Annotated in this window: 20 protein-coding genes; 6 read left to right on the top strand and 14 right to left on the bottom strand. The window is 63.2% G+C overall.

The genetic code is table 11. The annotated features are described in order from the left end of the window. Positions 1-22: 22 nt before the first annotated feature. Complete coding sequence (locus YY7_RS0120140; protein ID WP_028164790.1) at positions 23-2,266, top strand: PAS domain-containing hybrid sensor histidine kinase/response regulator; 2,244 nt, start codon at positions 23-25, stop codon at positions 2,264-2,266. Positions 2,267-2,399: 133 nt separating this feature from the next. On the opposite strand, the gene coaA is transcribed toward YY7_RS0120140, so the two are convergent. The 7 genes from coaA to hisB all read right to left on the bottom strand — a co-directional run bounded on the left by coaA (position 2,400) and on the right by hisB (position 7,231). Beyond that, on the bottom strand, positions 2,400-3,356 hold the full coding sequence (gene coaA, locus YY7_RS0120135) for a type I pantothenate kinase (RefSeq protein ID WP_028164789.1): 957 nt from the start codon (positions 3,354-3,356) through the stop codon (positions 2,400-2,402). Positions 3,357-3,431: 75 nt separating this feature from the next. Beyond that, complete coding sequence (locus YY7_RS0120130; RefSeq protein WP_028164788.1) at positions 3,432-3,755, bottom strand: phosphoribosyl-ATP diphosphatase; 324 nt, start codon at positions 3,753-3,755, stop codon at positions 3,432-3,434. Positions 3,756-3,829: 74 nt separating this feature from the next. Beyond that, the gene (gene hisF, locus YY7_RS0120125) at positions 3,830-4,606 is read right to left on the bottom strand and encodes an imidazole glycerol phosphate synthase subunit HisF (RefSeq protein ID WP_028164787.1); all 777 of its coding nucleotides are present in this window, start codon (positions 4,604-4,606) and stop codon (positions 3,830-3,832) included. Positions 4,607-4,614: 8 nt separating this feature from the next. Then, positions 4,615-5,355: a 1-(5-phosphoribosyl)-5-[(5-phosphoribosylamino)methylideneamino]imidazole-4-carboxamide isomerase gene (hisA, locus tag YY7_RS0120120; RefSeq protein ID WP_028164786.1), complete on the bottom strand. Its 741-nt coding sequence runs from the start codon at positions 5,353-5,355 to the stop codon at positions 4,615-4,617. Continuing rightward, on the bottom strand, positions 5,352-6,002 hold the full coding sequence (gene hisH, locus YY7_RS0120115; protein WP_028164785.1) for an imidazole glycerol phosphate synthase subunit HisH: 651 nt from the start codon (positions 6,000-6,002) through the stop codon (positions 5,352-5,354). Before hisH ends, hisA begins: the two co-directional genes overlap by 4 nt. After that, positions 5,999-6,529: a DUF2628 domain-containing protein gene (locus tag YY7_RS0120110; protein WP_028164784.1), complete on the bottom strand. Its 531-nt coding sequence runs from the start codon at positions 6,527-6,529 to the stop codon at positions 5,999-6,001. Before YY7_RS0120110 ends, hisH begins: the two co-directional genes overlap by 4 nt. A gap of 108 nt (positions 6,530-6,637) precedes the next feature. Then, a complete protein-coding gene (hisB, locus tag YY7_RS0120105) occupies positions 6,638-7,231 on the bottom strand; it encodes an imidazoleglycerol-phosphate dehydratase HisB (RefSeq protein WP_028164783.1) in 594 nt (197 codons plus the stop codon). Between the two features lie 182 nt (positions 7,232-7,413). On the opposite strand from hisB, the gene hslV reads away from it, so the two are divergent. From hslV to hslU, 3 genes are all read left to right on the top strand, one after another. Next, complete coding sequence (gene hslV, locus YY7_RS0120100) at positions 7,414-7,971, top strand: ATP-dependent protease subunit HslV (protein ID WP_027581383.1); 558 nt, start codon at positions 7,414-7,416, stop codon at positions 7,969-7,971. Between the two features lie 124 nt (positions 7,972-8,095). Then, positions 8,096-8,578: a GNAT family N-acetyltransferase gene (locus tag YY7_RS0120095; protein WP_028164782.1), complete on the top strand. Its 483-nt coding sequence runs from the start codon at positions 8,096-8,098 to the stop codon at positions 8,576-8,578. An 89-nt stretch (positions 8,579-8,667) separates the two neighbouring features. Beyond that, positions 8,668-9,969 carry an ATP-dependent protease ATPase subunit HslU gene (gene hslU / locus YY7_RS0120090; RefSeq protein WP_028164781.1) on the top strand — a complete coding sequence of 434 codons (1,302 nt, stop codon included), beginning with the start codon at positions 8,668-8,670 and terminating at the stop codon, positions 9,967-9,969. Between the two features lie 97 nt (positions 9,970-10,066). Here hslU and YY7_RS0120085 read toward each other — a convergent pair whose 3' ends face one another. From YY7_RS0120085 to YY7_RS0120075, 3 genes are read right to left on the bottom strand one after another with little or no spacing between them, the layout of a single operon-like run. Further along, a complete protein-coding gene (locus tag YY7_RS0120085) occupies positions 10,067-10,654 on the bottom strand; it encodes a Smr/MutS family protein (RefSeq protein ID WP_028164780.1) in 588 nt (195 codons plus the stop codon). After that, complete coding sequence (mltA, locus tag YY7_RS0120080) at positions 10,651-12,210, bottom strand: murein transglycosylase A (RefSeq protein WP_080663786.1); 1,560 nt, start codon at positions 12,208-12,210, stop codon at positions 10,651-10,653. The genes YY7_RS0120085 and mltA overlap by 4 nt, the downstream gene beginning before the upstream one ends. Next, a complete protein-coding gene (locus YY7_RS0120075) occupies positions 12,134-12,832 on the bottom strand; it encodes a Tim44/TimA family putative adaptor protein (protein ID WP_028164778.1) in 699 nt (232 codons plus the stop codon). Before YY7_RS0120075 ends, mltA begins: the two co-directional genes overlap by 77 nt. 417 nt (positions 12,833-13,249) lie before the next feature. Between YY7_RS0120075 and secB the strand changes: the two genes are divergently transcribed. Then, positions 13,250-13,744, top strand: a complete 495-nt coding sequence (gene secB, locus YY7_RS0120070; protein ID WP_028164777.1) for a protein-export chaperone SecB — start codon at positions 13,250-13,252, stop codon at positions 13,742-13,744. An 11-nt stretch (positions 13,745-13,755) separates the two neighbouring features. On the opposite strand, the gene dnaQ is transcribed toward secB, so the two are convergent. Genes dnaQ through YY7_RS0120050 form a run of 4 tightly spaced genes read right to left on the bottom strand, consistent with a single transcriptional unit; the run spans position 13,756 to position 16,581 of the window. Then, on the bottom strand, positions 13,756-14,466 hold the full coding sequence (gene dnaQ, locus YY7_RS0120065) for a DNA polymerase III subunit epsilon (protein WP_028164776.1): 711 nt from the start codon (positions 14,464-14,466) through the stop codon (positions 13,756-13,758). Positions 14,467-14,497: 31 nt separating this feature from the next. Next, on the bottom strand, positions 14,498-15,097 hold the full coding sequence (coaE, locus tag YY7_RS0120060; RefSeq protein WP_028164775.1) for a dephospho-CoA kinase: 600 nt from the start codon (positions 15,095-15,097) through the stop codon (positions 14,498-14,500). Between the two features lie 25 nt (positions 15,098-15,122). After that, positions 15,123-15,731 carry a Maf family protein gene (locus tag YY7_RS0120055; RefSeq protein WP_028164774.1) on the bottom strand — a complete coding sequence of 203 codons (609 nt, stop codon included), beginning with the start codon at positions 15,729-15,731 and terminating at the stop codon, positions 15,123-15,125. Between the two features lie 10 nt (positions 15,732-15,741). Continuing rightward, positions 15,742-16,581 (bottom strand): pyruvate, water dikinase regulatory protein, encoded by an 840-nt coding sequence (locus YY7_RS0120050; protein ID WP_028164773.1) that lies wholly within the window; start codon positions 16,579-16,581, stop codon positions 15,742-15,744. Between the two features lie 447 nt (positions 16,582-17,028). On the opposite strand from YY7_RS0120050, the gene hemJ reads away from it, so the two are divergent. After that, positions 17,029-17,463 (top strand): protoporphyrinogen oxidase HemJ, encoded by a 435-nt coding sequence (gene hemJ / locus YY7_RS0120045; RefSeq protein ID WP_196237297.1) that lies wholly within the window; start codon positions 17,029-17,031, stop codon positions 17,461-17,463. Positions 17,464-17,653 lie beyond the last annotated feature (190 nt).

Below are 17,653 nucleotides of genomic sequence, written 5' to 3'. Positions count from 1 at the left end.
GCAGGTGATCAGGGGATCGGCGATGACGTGGACCTATCGGCTGAAGCTCCGCCTGCTTCGGTTCGGGCGGCGTCACGCCTGGATCGTCTTCACCCTCCGCGCCTTCATCGTCTTCGCCGCGGGCTTCACCGGTGGCTATGCATTGCTCATTGGCGCGGTTTCCGATCGTGACCCACGTTCCATCGCTGTGGGTGTCAGCTTGCTCTTCGCGCTCACATGCGTGGCGCTGGTCGTACTGAATGTCCGGCTGCGGCTGATGCGCGGCAAGTTGCGCATGATCGCCGAGCACAACGAGGCGCTCGCCGACCGCAACTGGGAGCTGCAGGAAGCCGAGCAACGCGCGCGCAGCCTGTTCGAATCGCAAAGCGACCTGATCGTGCTGCGTGACGCCGATGGCATGATCACCTTCGTCAACGACGCCTATTGCGACCTCGCAGGGAAACCGCGCGGCGAACTGATCGGCAGCCATTTCGCCTTCGAGGTACTGGAACAGGGCAACACTGCGCTGGAGCCAAGCGGCACCCGCGTCTACGACCAGAAGATCGCGCACCCCTCCGGGCCGCGCTGGATCGCCTGGCGCGAGGGCCTCGTCCGCACCGATGCAGGACGGCCTGCCGAGATGCAAAGCGTCGGGCGTGACGTGACCGACCGCACCGAAAGCGAGCGCGCGCTCGCTGACGCGCGCGATCAGGCCGATGCGGCCAACCGCGCCAAGTCGCGCTTCCTCGCAATGGCGAGCCACGAGATCCGCACCCCGCTGAACGGCATCATCGGCATGAGCGGCCTGTTGATGGATACGCCGCTGACGCCGGAGCAGATGACCTACGCCAAGGCGGTGAAGACCTCCGGCGACGCGCTGCTGTCGCTGATCGAAGAACTGCTGGACTATTCCAAGATCGAAGCCGGCAAGATCGATCTCGAAGAGGGCCCGTTCGCGCTTTCGAAACTGATCGAGGACATCACCGAACTGCTGGCGCCAAGGGCGGAAGCCAAAGGAATCGAGATCGCCGCCTATATCGATGAGCGGTTGCCGATGGAGGTGATCGGAGACGCGGCCCGGCTGCGCCAGGTGCTGCTCAACCTCGCCGGCAACGCCATCAAGTTCACCGCGACCGGCGGCGTCTCCCTCGTCGTCGAGCCCGGCATCCGGCCCAATGAGATCAGCTTCCTGGTGCGCGACACCGGCATCGGCATTGCACCGGAAGCGCAGCAACGCATCTTCCGCGAGTTCGAGCAGGCCGATGAAGGCATTGCGCGCAGCTATGGCGGCACCGGACTGGGCCTCAGCATCAGCGACCGCATCATCAAGCGCATGGGCGGCTGCATCGCGCTTGCAAGCACGCCGGGCGCGGGCTCGACCTTCGAAGTTTCGATCCCACTCGCCGCTTCCGACGGCAACACCGCGCCCGTGTTCAGCCCGCCCGACCTTGCGGGACGATCGATCATGCTGGTCGCCCCGCAAGGCAGCGAAGCCTCGCTGATATCGCGCCGCTTGCAGCGCTGGGGCGCACAGACCTGCATGGTGTCAGATACCACGGTGGCGGAGGCCTTGCTGCCCGAACGTTCATGGCACGCCGTGCTGATCGACCATGCGCTGGGAGCGGCCGAGATCAGCCGCATCAGTCAAGTGGCGCGGCTGCATGCGACGCAGCGGATCGTGATGTTCACGCCGGCGACCCGGCAGGAGCTGCGGCGGTCCGCCGACGCGCCGTTCACTGGCTACCTGGTCAAGCCGTTGCGCGCCGTCTCGCTCGCCGCTCGTCTGACTGCCACGCCCGAGGTCGCGTCGCCGAGCGTCGTCGCGGAGCCCGTTGTGGAGCCGATAGGGGACAGTTCAACGCAGGCCTCACTGTCCGATAAGAAGCTATCGATCCTGGTTGCCGAGGACAATGAGATCAACGCGCTCCTGATGCGCTCGCTGCTGACGCGTCTCGGCCACCAGGTGGTGATGACCACCAATGGCGAAGAGGCGCTTCAATCCTGGTCATCGGCGAAATCGACAGGGGCGCCATACGACCTCGTGCTGATGGACGTGCAGATGCCGCAGCTCAACGGCATCGAGACCACCAAACGCATCCGGCAACTCGAAGCCGGCGAGTCCGGCCGAGCAACGCCAATCCTCGCGCTGACAGCCAATACGCTGGCTGAGGATCGCTCCGCCTGCTTCGAAGCCGGCATGGACGGCTTTCTGATCAAGCCGCTCGATCGCGAGAAGCTGGAGAAGGCGCTGAAAGAACTCGCCGCATCGCGCCATCTGGCGGCGTAGCACGCTGTCGTCCCGGGCTTGACCCGGGACCCATAACCACAGGCTTTTGTGATGTGCTCCGCTGCAACCGCTTGACCGCGCCACAACGACTGCCTGTGGTTATGGGTCCCCGCCTTCGCGGGGACGACAGGAGTTACAACCTGCGCAGTGCGACTGTTTCCACCACGTGGTCGGCACCCTTCTTCAGGATCAGCGTCGCACGCGGACGGGTCGGCAGGATGTTGTCCTCGAGATTGGCGCGGTTGGTGCGTTCCCAGATCGCGATCGCGGTGGCGGTGGCCTCTTCGTCCGACAGCACGGCGTAGCGGTGGAAGTAGGAGCGCGGGTCGTGGAACGCGGTATCGCGCAGGGCAAGGAAGCGCTTGACGTACCACTCGCGCAACACCGGCTCATCGGCATCGATATAGACAGAGAAATCGAAGAAGTCGGAAACCACCGGCACCGCCTTGCCGTCGCGCGGCAAGCGGCTTGTCTGCAGCACATTGACACCTTCGACGATCAGGATGTCGGGACGATCGATCTCGATGAATTGGTTCGGAACGATGTCGTAGGTCAGGTGCGAATAAACCGGCGCGCGCACCGGCCGCCGCCCGGCCTTGATGTCGCTCACGAACGAGAGCAGCAATTGCTGGTCGTAGCTTTCCGGAAAGCCCTTCTTCTGCATCAATCCCAGCCGCTCGAGCACGGCGTTGGGATAGAGGAAGCCGTCTGTTGTGACGAGATCGACCTTGGGCCGCGGCGACCACCGCGCGAGCAGCGCCTGCAGCACGCGAGCCGTGGTCGACTTGCCGACCGCGACCGATCCCGCGACGCCGATGATATAGGGCATCTTGCGGTCCTGGATGCCGAGGAATTGCCGCTGCGCGTAATAGAGCCGCTGCGTGGAGTCGACATAGATCGACAGCAGCCGCGACAGCGGCAGATAGATGTCCTCGACCTCGTGGATGTCGAGCCGATCATGCATCGAGCGTAGCCGCTCGAATTCGCCTGGCTCCAGCGTCATCGGCGTGTCGTCGCGCAATTTCGCCCATTGCTCGCGCGAGAAGATCCGGTACGGATTATATTGCTGGTCGGGTGCCTGAATATCCATGGCCGTGCCCTAACTGAACTATTGCTTGGGCATGATCTTTTCGGAAAACCGGTGCCCACTTTTCCGGATCATGTCCTAGTCGCGCTTGCGCGCCGCTTTCTCTTCCAAGCCGGACATGGATGTGCGCTGCGCCAGCGCCGCCTCGACGTCCTCGAGCTTCACGCCGCGGGCCTTCAGCAGCACCAGCAGGTGAAACACCAGATCGGCACTTTCGGCGATGAGATGATTGCGATCGTTCTCGATCGCGGCGATCACCGTCTCGACCGCTTCCTCGCCGAGCTTCTTGGCACAATGCTGTGCGCCCTTGTCGAGCAGCTTCTTGGTATAGGACGCCTCTCCCCCCGACGCTGCGCGGGCATCGATGATGGCGGCCAGATCGTGGACCGTGAAACGCGACATACTCAAGCACCCAGACCGGCCGGACGCCGGCAATTTCCCCCGGAGGGGACTTAGCACTTTTGTGACGGCGAGTCCTAGGGATCGAGACGCATGGGCAGCCCTGCACGCACCATGTGCTCCTTGGCTTGGCGAATGGTAAATTCGCCGAAATGGAATATCGACGCGGCCAGGACCGCGGTGGCGTGTCCCTTCCGGATCCCGTCGACGAGATGATCGAGATTGCCGACCCCGCCGGACGCGATGACAGGTACGGGGACACTGTCAGCGATCGCCTGCGTCAGCTCAAGGTCGAAGCCCTGCCTTGTGCCGTCCCGATCCATCGATGTCAGCAGGATCTCGCCGGCGCCGAGCGAGACCACCTCCTGGGCATATTCGATCGCCTCGATGCCGGTGGGCTTGCGCCCGCCATGGGTGAAGATTTCCCAGCGGTCGGAACCGCCCGCACGGTTGACCCGCTTGGCGTCGATCGCGACCACGATGCACTGCTCGCCGAACTTTTCGGCACCCTCTTTCACGAATTCGCGACGGCTGACCGCCGCGGAATTGATCGACACCTTGTCCGCACCGGAGCGCAGGAGCGTGCGGATGTCGTCGATGGTGCGGACGCCGCCGCCGACGGTGAGCGGCATGAAGCAGGCCTCGGCGGTCCGCCGTACCACGTCCAGCATGGTGCCGCGATTTTCATGGGTCGCGGTGATGTCGAGGAAGCAGAGCTCGTCGGCGCCGGCGGCGTCATAGGCGATCGCCGCCTCCACGGGATCGCCGGCGTCGCGCAGATCGACGAAATTGACGCCCTTGACCACACGGCCGTCCTTGACGTCGAGACAGGGAATGACGCGGACTTTGAACATGTCGTCTCCTAAGCCGCGGCGCTGGCGCTGCGGATCAGTTTTAGCGCGGCGTCGGGATCGAGTCGGCCGTCATAGAGCGCGCGGCCAACAATGGCGCCGGCGAGTTTCTTGGCGCGTGGCTCCAGCAATGCCTTCACATCATCGATAGAAGCAAAGCCGCCGGACGCGATCACGGGGATCGAGATGCTCTCAGCAAGGGCGATCGTGGCCTCGAGGTTGAGGCCCTTCAAAAGACCATCGCGGGCGATGTCGGTGAAGATGATCGCGGCAACGCCGGCATCCTCGAAACGCCGGGCGATCTCGAGCGCCGTCACCTCAGAGGTCTCCGCCCAGCCCTGAACCGCGACCTTGCCGTCGCGCGCGTCGAGGCCGACGGCGACGCGGCCGGGATACTTCTTCGCGGCGCCCCTGACGAGCTCGGGGTCACGTACCGCCGCGGTGCCGATGATGACCCGCGCCACGCCCTTGTCGAGCCAGGCTTCCACGGTCCGGAGATCGCGGATGCCGCCGCCAAGCTGCACCGGCATCGCCACCGCCTTCAGCATCGCTTCGACGGCCTGCGCATTCATCGGCTTGCCGGCAAAGGCGCCGTCGAGATCGACGACATGCAGATATTCGAATCCCTGCGCAGCGAAGGCACGCGCCTGCGCCGCCGGATCGAGATTGAACACGGTGGCGCGCGCCATGTCGCCCTGCTCCAGGCGCACGCACTGTCCGTTCTTGAGGTCTATGGCAGGAAAGAGGATCACGGCTTCCACTTCAGGAAATTCGAGATCAGCGCCAGCCCGAAGCGCTGGCTCTTCTCGGGGTGAAACTGTGTGCCGATCGCGGTGTCTTTTGCAACGACGGCTGTGACCGGCCCGCCGTAATCAGCGCGCGCCAGCACGTCCTGCTCATTGGCCGCGTTAAGGTGATAGGAGTGCACGAAGTAAGCGTGGCGGCCGTCCGGCCCAAGGGGCAGGCGCTCCAGCACGGGATGCTCGCGCAGCACTTCGAGCGTGTTCCAGCCCATGTGCGGGATCTTCAGGTTCTCCTCGCGGGGCTGGATCTTCTCGACGTCGCCGGCGACCCAGTTGAAGCCGTCGGTCGTCACATGCTCCTTGCCGCGCGTCGCCATCAACTGCATGCCGACGCAGATGCCGAAGAACGGCCGCGCCTTGACCCGCACAGCTTCGGTCAAGGCCTCGAGCATGCCGTCGAGCGCATCGAGGCCTTTGCGGCAATCGGCGAAGGCGCCGACGCCCGGCAGCACGATGCGGTCGGCGCGGAACACCGCATCGGGATCGCGCGTCACCATGATCTTCTGCGGATCTTCCATGCTGCGCGCGGCGCGCTCGAACGCTTTCGCCGCGGAGTGCAGGTTGCCCGAGCCATAATCGATGATGGCAACCGTCATCGCGATCCTCCCGGCTCTGGAAACAACCCGATAATGCCGCCCTGCGGCAGCGGCGGCGGCTTGGAGAACGGTTGGCCCGGATTGTTCCGCGTCGGCGGCGGGCCACCGCGGTCGACCGACCATTGGTCGTTGACGACGCCGCGATGCGCTGCGGTCCAGCGATCGAAAAAGCGGCGCTCGGCGGATTCCTCGTCATCGGCCACAATGATGTCGAGCTGGCGCCATCTGCCGCGCGACAAGGTCCAGCGCTTCAGGCTTGCCGCCTCGAATCCCAAGAGCAGCGCCAGCACGACATCGACGGCCAGGATCGTGCCGCGGCCGATGCCGAGCTTTGCCAGGCCGTAATCGACCGCCGCCATCAACACGACCCAGCCGATCAGCGCCAGCCACAGCCGGTGCCAGGCCAGCCAGATCACGCTCGCAACCGCCGCCCAGAAATGAAAGCCGTCGCGCACGAAGGTGAACCTGTCAGTCGCCGCAAGATCGGCATTGTTCCCTACGGGGGCATGCACTGTGTAGACCGGCATCAAAACTCTCCGCCGCGAAGTTTTGGTTTGGCATGATCTCCGCGCAAACGCTTCGCGTTTGTCGCGAGGGAAAGCCGGGACCGAGTTTTCCGGGCCACGCCCGAAAGATCAGCCGCCGAGCTTGCCCTTGGTGGAGGGCACTTCGCCCGCGGCCTGCGGATCGATCGCGACAGCCGCGCGAAGCGCTCTCGCAAGACCCTTGAAACAGGATTCGGCGATATGATGGCTGTTCTCGCCATATAGGGTCTCGACGTGCAAAGTCACGCCGGCGTTCATCGCAAACGCATTGAACCATTCGCGCACCAGCTCGGTGTCGAACTCGCCGATCTTATCGCGGGGGAAGGTGACCTTGAACACCAGCACCGGACGGCCCGAAATGTCGATCACCACGCGCGACAGCGTCTCGTCCATCGGCATGTGGATCGAGGCATAGCGGGTGATGCCGGCCATGTTGCCGAGCGCCTGTTTCACGGCCTGTCCGAGAGCAATCCCGACATCCTCGGTGGTGTGGTGGTAATCGACGTGGAGATCGCCCTCGGCCCTGACCGTGATATCGACGCGCGAATGCCGCGCCAGGAGGTCGAGCATATGGTCAAAGAAGCCGATCCCAGTCGAAACCTGGGACACACCCGACCCGTCGAGGTTGACCGCCACCTCGATGTCGGTCTCCTTGGTCTTGCGCTTGATCGTCGCCGTGCGCATGAAAATTGAGCTTTCCCGTGCCGAAAAACGGGCGTCTTTTAACAGGCCGATGACCCCTTCGCTACTGCGGGATGACACCAAAAACGGCCAAGTTGCGGCCATGGTGACCAAACCGGCCTCAAATGACCCGATTGTAAGCCACTGGCCGACCGCCTAAATCTGCTCGGACAATGAGGTACCCCATGCAAGCATCCCCAAACGAGCCGACCGTCTGGCACGGCACCACGATCGTCACCGTCCGCAAGGGCGGCAAGGTGGTGATCGGCGGCGACGGACAGGTCTCGATCGGCCAGACCGTAATCAAGGCCAACGCCAAGAAAGTGCGCAGGATCGGCAAGGGCGACGTGATCGGCGGCTTTGCCGGCGCCACCGCCGATGCCTTCACGCTGTTCGAGCGGCTGGAAAGCAAGCTCGAGCAATATCCGGGACAATTGACCCGGGCGGCTGTGGAGCTGGCCAAGGACTGGCGGACCGACCGCTATCTGCGGCGGCTGGAGGCGATGATGATCGTGGCCGACAAGGACGTCTCGCTCGTCCTCACCGGAACCGGCGACGTGCTGGAGCCGGAGGCCGGCGTCATGGCGATTGGCTCCGGCGGCAATTATGCGCTGGCCGCGGCGCGCGCCCTGATCGACAGCGACAAGGATGCCGAGGCGATCGTGCGCCGCTCGCTCGATATCGCCGCCGACATCTGCGTCTATACCAACCGTAACGTGACGATCGAGACGCTGGGCGGCTGAAGCATGATCCGGAAAAGTGGGAACCGGTTTTCCTCGCGACAAACGCGAAGCGTTTGCGCGGAGATCATGCTCAGACAAAGAAACGAGATCATGATCCGATTCAACCCAACCGGATCATGATCTCATGGGACTCTACACCTTCCGGGAAATGACGACGGCCGACCTTGCGCTGATCGAGCGCTGGCTGGCGCTACCGCATGTCCGGGAATGGTGGGGCAATCCATCCGAGCAATATGCGCTGGTGAGTGGCGATCTCGATGAGCCGGCAATGGACCAGTTCATCATCTCCGCCGATGGCAACGATTTCGCTTACCTGCAGTGCTACGCGCTGACGGCCTGGAATGAAGGCTTCGGAGCACATCCCGAAGGCACGCGCGGCATCGATCTCTTCATCGGCGAGCCCGACATGATCGGGCGCGGACACGGCTCGGCATTAATCCGCCGCTTCGTCATCGAGCGGTTGGGGCAGGGCGCGCCGCGCATCGTCACCGATCCCGATCCGAACAATGCTCGCGCCGTGCGCGCCTATGAAAAGGCGGGATTTGAGAAAGTCCGCATGATCCACACGCCCGACGGCCCGGCGCTCCTGATGGTCTGTGACGCATGACCGCAGATTACGAACTCGACATGATTTCCAGCCCGACGGCGATCTAACCTCAGCTTGCTCTCGCAGCCTTGAACCCCTAGCTAGGTGACATGACCGACTTCTCCCCCCGCGAAATCGTTTCCGAACTCGACCGTTTCATCGTCGGGCAGACCGACGCCAAGCGTGCGGTCTCCATTGCCTTGCGTAACCGCTGGCGGCGACTGCAGCTTTCCGGTTCCCTGCGCGAGGAAGTGCTGCCGAAGAACATTCTGATGATCGGGCCGACCGGCGTCGGCAAGACGGAAATAGCGCGACGACTGGCAAAGCTTGCCGGCGCGCCGTTCCTCAAGGTCGAAGCCACCAAATTCACCGAGGTCGGTTATGTCGGCCGCGATGTCGAGCAGATCGTGCGCGATCTCGTCGAGGTCGCGATTGCGCTGATCCGGGAGCGCAAGCGGAAGGACGTGCAGGCGCGGGCGCAACTTGCCGCCGAGGAGCGCGTGCTGGACGCCCTGGTCGGACCGGGCTCGAGCCCGGCGACGCGCGAATCCTTCCGCAAGAAATTGCGCGCCGGCGAATTGAACGACAAGGAGATCGAGATCGAGACGCAGTCCTCCGGCGGCTTCCCGATGTTCGAGATTCCGGGCATGCCGGGCGCGCAGATGGGCGCGATTTCAATCGGCGACATCTTCGGCAAGATGGGTGGCCGCACCAAGACCCGGCGTCTGACGGTGGCGGGCTCGCACGAAATCCTCGTCAACGAGGAATCCGACAAGCTGCTCGACACCGACCAACTGGTGCAGGAAGCGATCAATGCGGTCGAGAACAACGGCATCGTGTTCCTCGACGAGATCGACAAGATCTGCGTGCGCGAAAATCGCGCCGGCGGCGACGTCTCGCGCGAAGGCGTGCAGCGCGACCTGCTGCCGCTGATCGAGGGCACCACTGTTACAACCAAGCACGGCCCGGTGAAGACCGATCACATCCTGTTCATCGCCTCCGGCGCATTCCATATCGCAAAACCCTCTGACCTGCTGCCGGAGCTGCAGGGGCGCCTGCCGATCCGCGTCGAATTGCAGGCGCTGACGCGCGACGACATGCGCCGCATCCTGACCGAGCCTGAGGCGTCGCTGATCAAGCAATATGTCGCGCTGATGCAGACCGAAGGCGTGAAACTCGAGATTACCGACTCCGCGATCGACGAGCTCGCCGACGTCGCCGTGGCCGTCAACTCCACCGTCGAGAATATCGGCGCGCGGCGGCTGCAGACGGTGATGGAGCGGGTGCTGGACGAAATCTCCTTCACCGCGCCCGATCGCCACGGCGACACCATCACGGTCGATGCCGATTATGTCCGCAAGCATGTCGGCGACCTCGCCAAGAACGCCGATTTGAGCCGGTTTATTTTGTAAGCCCAACCGTCATTGCGAGCGCAGCGAAGCAATCCATCTCTCCACTTGCGGAGAGATGGATTGCTTCGTCGCTTCGCTCCTCGCAATGACGAATCGACTAAACCCTCGCGCGCCGCACGCGCACGTAAAGCGCGCCCTCGCCGCCGTGGCCGATATGGGCTTCCTCGAAACCGACGACGAGCGCGCGGAATTCGGGCAGGCTCAGCCATTGCGGCACCTGGCGGCGCAGCACGCCACGCTCGGAATCGCCGCCGCCGGCTTTGCCCTTGCCGGTGATGACGAGCACAAAAGTCAGCCCGTCGCTATGCGCGCGTTGCAGGAACGTGAGGAGCACGCGATGCGCGCGCGTCTGCGTCATGCCGTGCAGGTCGAGCCGGGCATCGATCTCCTTCTTGCCGCGCGACAGTTGCGCGCGCTCGCGGCGGCCAATCGGTGCCAGTGGCGGCGGCGTCTGCGGACGCGGCGCCGCTGCTGATTTGACTGGGATCGGTTTCGCCGGCGCTGCAGTTTTGGCGGCGGCCTTGGTCTCCGCTTCGGGTCCGGCATGCGTCTTCACAGCGGGTTGGCGTTTGCGCAGCGGCTTGACCTGCTTCGCGACGCTTTCCCACAGCGCACGCTCTTCTTCGCTGAGCGCGCGCCTTCGCCGCGGCGGCGCGGGATCTGCAATCGGAACGGGACGCTTCATCTGTAGGTGCGGTAATGGCGGTAGTGCCGATGACGCCGCGGCTCATCAGTCTTGATGGCGGGCCGCGGCTCCGGCATCGGCACCGCGTTGGTCGACGCGGATGCATCCGCGGGCTTCGCCGCGCTCTTTTCCTTCTGCGGATCAACTTGCGGAAACAGCTTTGCGATCTTTTCCGACGGCCGCTCATCCGGCACCGGCATTTTGCGCCCGCGGGCGACGGGATCGAGGCTCCTCGGCACCAGCATCACGAAGCGCATATTGTGCCGCAGCCGGCCCGACACTTTTCCGGCATCGGCTCCGGCACCGAAATAAAGGTCTGCGCGGGCCGGGCCGACGATCGCCGAGCCAGTATCCTGCGCGATCATCAGGCGGCGGAACGGCGTCTTCGATTGCTCTGACTCGATCGGCAATTCGCCCTCGATGAAGAACGGCGTGCCATAGACGTGCAGCGCCTTGTCCACCGCGATCGAGCGGCCCGGCGTCAGCGGCACGCCCTGCGCGCCGACCGCCTCGTCCTTGTCGGAGAGCTGCACCTCGCGGAAGAAGACATAGGAGCGGTTCTGCCGCCGCAATTCCTTGGCTCCGTCAGGGTTCTGCGCCATCCAGTCCCTGATCTTCTGCATCGACATCTGCTCTTTTGGGATGATGCCGCGGTCGATCAAAATGCGGCCAACCGGCGTGTAGGGATAGCCGTTGTGAGCATCATAGTTGATGCGCAATGTCGAGCCGTCCTCGAAGCGCACCCGCGCCGAGCCCTGGATCTGCGCGAATAGCAAATCGGTCTGCTCCTTGAGCCAGCAGATCTCGAGGCCGCGGCCGGCGATCGCACCGTCCTCGATCTCGGCGCGATCATAGTAGGGCACGAGCTTGCGGCGGCCGATCTTGCGGAACACCTGGCCCTTGTTCGGCAGGCCGCTCGAGCTCTGCTTGGCGCCGCGGACGAACAGGTTCGACGGCCGGCGGTAGACCGGCACGTTGTAGACGTCGGTCTGGGTCCGCGACCCATCCAGCACTGGCTCGTAATAGCCGGTGACGAAACCCTCGCCCTCGCCGAGCCGCGAGATGCGCAAGGGCAGGAAATGCTCCTCGAAGAAGGCTTTCGCCTTGGCTTCGTCGGTGAGCTCCGGCCCCTTGGCGATGCGGCAGGGATCGCGCAACGAGGTGCCGAGCGCCTTCGATTCCGAGGGCAGCCCGTGCTCGGCGGCGATCGGCCGGCAGCTCGCGCGAAAGGCCTTATAGGCCGCAAGGTGATCGTCATCGCTCCAGCCCGGCATGTCGGTCCAGGCCAGCGGTTCATACTGGCTGCTGCTGATCTGCAGCGGCAACTCCAGGTTCGGATAGGGGAGGTGACGGGTGTGCTGGACGGCCGAATGCCTGGTCGCCTTCGCTGGCGACCTTGCGCGCGCTTCTAGCGCGGCCGTTGAGCATAGAAGAGCGATTGCGCAGCACGCGGCCGTGAGACGCGCAAGGCGAAGCCGATCAGTGGGCGCTTCCAGTGCCAACCAGTTTCCAGTTCGGATCGCGCGACGCCGTATCGCGGGCGAATGTCCAGACATCGGTGATATCGGCGACCTTTTCCGGGTTGCCGTCGACGATGGTACCGGCCTTGTCGCGGGTGACGGAAATCATTTGCGACACAAAGCGGACCGTGACCTGTGCCGCACGGTCGCGTGCTTCCGCGCTGACAATCTCGGCCTTGTCTATCGAGACGAAGCGGGTTTCGGTCTTCTGCTCGTGCTTCTCACGATCCTTGATCGCGGCATCGAAGCTGTCATAGACCTCACTCGACAGCAGGTCGCGCAAGGCGCGGCGATCGCCGTTGGCAAAGGCCAGCACGATCATCTCGTAGGCGCTTCGCGCACCCGAGATGAAATGGCGTGGATCGAACGAGGAGTCCTGGGCGACAATGGCGTCCAGCCCCTGCGCCAGCGCCGTACCGGGTTCCGCAATTCCCTTCCAGCGGTCGGACGGCGGCGTCACGTCCTTGCTCGGCAGCGGAGGCGGCTGGTCGATCACCGAGCCCGGCATCGGGACGACATTATTGTCCCGCTGCAGCACATTCGGGGCCGCACGGTCATAGGGGGGCCGCTCGCTGCCGGTGCGCTGTCCGAGGACACTCCGCAGGCGCAGGAAAATGAAGACGGCCAGCGCCAGGAAAATGATGGTGTAGATATCCACGTCGTGTTCGCTTTCTGATCTGCACCGGCAACGGTCCGCCCCCAGCGGGCGTTCCGCTCAGGAAACGGCGGAGATTACCTCGCCAATTGAGTCCGCAGCATGTAGGCACGAAACTCCGCTCGGCCAATGGCGCGTTTTGGCGCGGCCATTCTAGCGCGTTTTGGCCGCGAGGGGAAATCCGATGATGCCTGGAAATCACGCATCTTCAAATATTTAGGGCGCAAATGGTGCCGCCTTTCAGCCGCGATTGACGATCTCGGCGCCAAATCGGCGAAGGTTTGGCAATCAAGGACTGTCGCCTTGTGGTGCAGTGTGGGGCTATGATAGCCACTCGCCCGGCACCAGCATTTCCAAAACCTTAACTGCGGCTTCGGACGTCAGACCGTCTCCGATCGCCAGTGTTCAGGAGAGCTTCCCATGACCAACGGCAACGGCGCACCCCCCGAGCAGGCCCCGCCCCAGCTCAACGTGCTGGCGCAATACACCAAGGATCTCTCGTTCGAGAACCCGAACGCGCCGGCCTCGCTCGGGCCGCAGGAGCAGCAACCGGCGATCAATATCCAGATCAATGTTTCGGCCAGGAATCTCGCCGAGAGCGAATATGAAGTGACGCTGTCGGTCGAAGGCAAGGCCGAGAGTGCCGGCAAGGTGATGTTCAGCTTCGATCTGCAATATGCCGGCGTGTTCCGGATCCTGAATGTGCCGCAGGAGAACCTGCACCCGCTGGTGATGATCGAATGCCCGCGGCTGTTGTTCCCGTTTGCGCGCGAGATCATCGCCACCGCCGTGCGCGATGGCGGCTTCCCGCCCTTGATGCTGGATCCCGTCGATTTCGTCGGCCTGTACCGCCAGAACATGGAGCGGCAGGCAGCGACACAAGCCGCCCCGGCACCCGGCGTGAAACCGAGCTGATCTTAAGGAATCTACGCGGCGGCTTCGGCCGCCGCCGGCAGGTACTCGTTCCAGATCGGCTTGTCGCCGAGGGTCGCGATGAAGGCGCGGTGTGCCTCGCGCTCCGCGTCGGTCACCCGCGGCGCCAGCGGAATCTCGCGCTGCCGCCGCGGCATATCGCCATGGCCGACCTGGGTGATCTCGGCTTCCGAGGCGAGGATGAGCTGCGATTGCCGCGCCCCGATCAGGTCGACATAAACCTCCGCCAGCAACTCGGCATCGAGCAACGCGCCGTGCTTGGTGCGGCGGGAATTATCGATCGAATAGCGCGAGCAGAGATCGTCGAGCCGATTCGACACGCCCGGATGTTTCCGGCGTGCCAGGAGCAGGGTGTCGACCAGCCGATCCTTGGCGATCACCGGCCGCTTGATTCGATCGAGTTCGGCATTGATGAAGCTGATGTCGAACGAGGCGTTATGGATCACCAGCGGAGTGTCGGCGATGAACGCCAGGAATTCGTCGACAACTTCGGTGAACACCGGCTTGCTGGCCAGGAATTCGGTCGAGAGGCCGTGAACGGCGAAAGCCTCGGCCGGCATGTCCCGCTCGGGATTGATGTAGACGTGGTAGGTTTGCCCGGTCGGCATGCGGTTGAAGATTTCGACGCAACCGATCTCGACCAGCCGATCGCCGCGCAGCGGATCAAGGCCGGTGGTTTCGGTATCGAGAACGATTTCGCGCATGGATTTTTAGGACCGCAGAATACCAGGCGAATCAGATTCGCCGCCTCGGCATCTTAACGACCTCAGCCAGAATGTCCTTGATTTGCGCGCGCACGGGATCAAGGCCGTGTGAGGTATCCACCACGAAATCCGCCCGCTTGCGTTTCTCGGCATCGGGCAATTGTCGCGCCAGAATCGCATCGAGTTTCTCGTCGTCCATCGTGCCCCGTGCCAGCACGCGCTCGCGCTGTATTTCCGGCGAGGTCGTCACGACGACCACCGCATCGACCCGCTTCTCTCCGCCGGTCTCGAACAGCAGCGGCACGTCGACGACCACGACGGGGGCGCCGGTGGCTTCCGCATCCGCAAAGAATTTCTGCCGGGACGCGCCGAGCATCGGGTGGACGATCTGCTCCAGCTGCTTCATCGCCGCTGGATCGTGGACCACGCGCGCGGAGAGCTTTGCACGATCCACCTTGCCATCAGCGGTGGTGCCGGGGAAGGCAGCTTCGATCGCCGGCACCGCTTCGCCTTCGTAGAGTTGGTGCACGGTCGCGTCGGCGTCATAGACGGGGACGCCAGCTTCCGCGAACAGTTTCGCGGTGGTGGATTTCCCCATCCCGATCGAGCCGGTCAGTCCCAGGATCAGCATCTTTCAGTCATCACTCGGAAACATGTCAGATTGCCAGCAAATTCTCGCTGCGCAGGAAGGCTAACACCGACAATAGCGGCAGGCCGAGGATGGTGAAATGGTCACCGTCGATGCGCTCGAACAGATGTACCCCGAGGCTTTCGAGCTGATAGGCGCCAACGCTGGTGGTCACGGCCTCGCCGGCCTGGCCCAGATAGGCGGTGATCTCGTCCTCGCGAAGCGGGCGCATCGACATGCGTGCCACGCTGGTGTCGGCAAACAGTATTTTGCCGTCTTGGGCGACGGCAACGGCGGAATGCAGTTCGTGAACCCGACCCGCGAGCGCACGCAATTGTTCGGCCGCCTGATCGCGGCCAGCGGGTTTGGTGAACAATCGATCGCCGAGCGCCAGGGTCTGGTCGGCGCCGACGACGAATCGTCCCGGCCGCCCGGAGGAAACGAACAAGGCCTTTTCGCGCGCCAGCAGCAACGCGATTTCCGCCGGCGCCGAAAGGCCTGAATTTTCCTGGATCGCCCGTTCGTCGATATCCGCCGGCATCGCCTCGAACGCGATCCCCGCATTGGCCAGCAGCATTTTTCGCGCACGGCTCTGGGAGGCGAGAATCAGCGGACTTTTTCCGCGCCAGATCGTCATCGCCACCGAATCACTCCAGCGGCCGCTGCCGCTGGCGGTCATTATAGAGTTTCATCACCGCTGCGGCCGTCTCCTCGATCGAACGTCGCGTGACGTCCAGCAGCGCCCAGTTGAACTTGGCGCTCAGGCGGCGCGCGAACGCGACTTCATCGGTAACCGCCTGCCTGTCGATATATTCGTCATTGCCGGACGCCGCGCCCATGCTCAAGAGCCGGTTTTGCCGGACCTGGATCAGGCGCTCCGGCGTCGCATGGAGGCTGACCACCAGCGGTTTCTTCAGGTGCTCCAGTTGATGCGGCAGCGGAATGCCGGGTACGAGCGGGACATTTGCGGTGCGGATGCCGCGGTTGGCGAGATAGATCGACGTCGGCGTCTTCGAGGTGCGGGACACCCCGACCAGAACGACATCAGCCTCCTCAAGGCCTTCGACATGCTGGCCGTCGTCATGCATCATCGTGTAGTTCAGCGCATCGATGCGCTTGAAATATTCCGCGTTCAGCACGTGCTGCGCGCCGACCCGACCCGAAGTGGCCGCACCCAGATACGCCTCGAACAACTGCATCACCGGCCCAATGATCGACAGGCTCGGGACGTTGATCTCCCTGCATTTGGCTTCCAGCCGGCTGACGAGATCTTTCTCGAGCAGCGTGAACAGCACGATCCCGGGCGATTCCTCGATTTCATCCAGCACGCGGTCGAGCTGCTTCTGGCTGCGCACCAGCGGATAGACGTGTTCGACCGGTGAGACATTGGCGTATTGCGCGGCCACCGCGCGCGCCACCGTGATCAGCGTCTCGCCGGTTGAGTCCGACACCAGATGCAGGTGAAAGTAATTGCCTGATGTAGGCACCAGAACCTCTGTCTATCCTGTGAATCCCTGTGGAGGTTGCCTACAACTTTTCAGCTGAGATCGCCGCCTTAGGGATATCTAAACCTTTTCTTCACAGCGCCTCCCCCGAGGACAAGTCCGCCGTGCCGGTGGGATGATAGTGAGAATATGTGAATTTGTCTCTTGATAAGCTGGTCAAGGAACGCCGCAAGCGCTTGAGGCCTTGGGCGATATTCCGTTGCGCGACAGCGCGGGCCGAATTGTTGAGCGGTGTGAACAAGCACCCGAGAACGGCGGGATCGCGTTGCGTGAGTCAAATTCACGGTCACTTAGACTCAAACCTAAGATTCTAAAATTAATTGGTTTTAAGAGAGCGATGCTTGCGGATATGTATCCGTAACCTCGCTGGCAGGCCCTCTTTTGAAACGGCGAGGCTGCCCGAGATGTTCCAGGAGCGCGGCGATCACGATGCAAGACGGGATCTACGAGTGGATCAAGGCGCTGCACATCATTGCGGTCATCTCCTGGATGGCCGGCATGCTCTATCTGCCACGTCTGTTCGTCTATCACTGCGAGGCCGAGAAAGGCTCCAAGCAGTCCGAGACCTTCAAGATCATGGAACGGCGCCTCCTAAGGGCGATCATCAATCCGGCCATGATCGTTACCTGGCTCGCTGGCCTCTATCTGGCCTGGACTGGTCACTGGTTCAGCTCCGGCTGGCTGCATGGCAAGCTCTTGCTGGTGCTCGTGCTCTCCGGCGTCCACGGATTTTTTGCCCGCTGGATGAAGGATTTTGCCGCCGACCGGAATACCCGAAGCCAGAAATTTTATCGGATTATCAACGAGGTGCCGACTGTCCTGATGATCGGCATCGTCATTCTTGTGGTGGTCAAGCCATTCTAGAGGAGCCGTTTGCCCAGGAATCAGGCTTCAGTCCTTCTTGCGGAGCGCAAAGCGATTTTCTATATTTGCCCCAATCCCACCCCACGCAGGCGGATGTGATCGCGTTCCGGTTCCATCAACGGGCCGGCCGCCACATCAGGTTTGAAGCCCCACCGGCGCTTTCCTTGCTTAGACCTGCGGACCTTCATTT

Origin of the sequence: Bradyrhizobium elkanii WSM2783 (genome assembly GCF_000472865.1) — a bacterium.
Classification (GTDB): domain Bacteria; phylum Pseudomonadota; class Alphaproteobacteria; order Rhizobiales; family Xanthobacteraceae; genus Bradyrhizobium; species Bradyrhizobium elkanii_A.
Note: the sequence above shows the minus strand (reverse complement) of the source record. Positions and strands in the feature narration are given on the sequence as shown.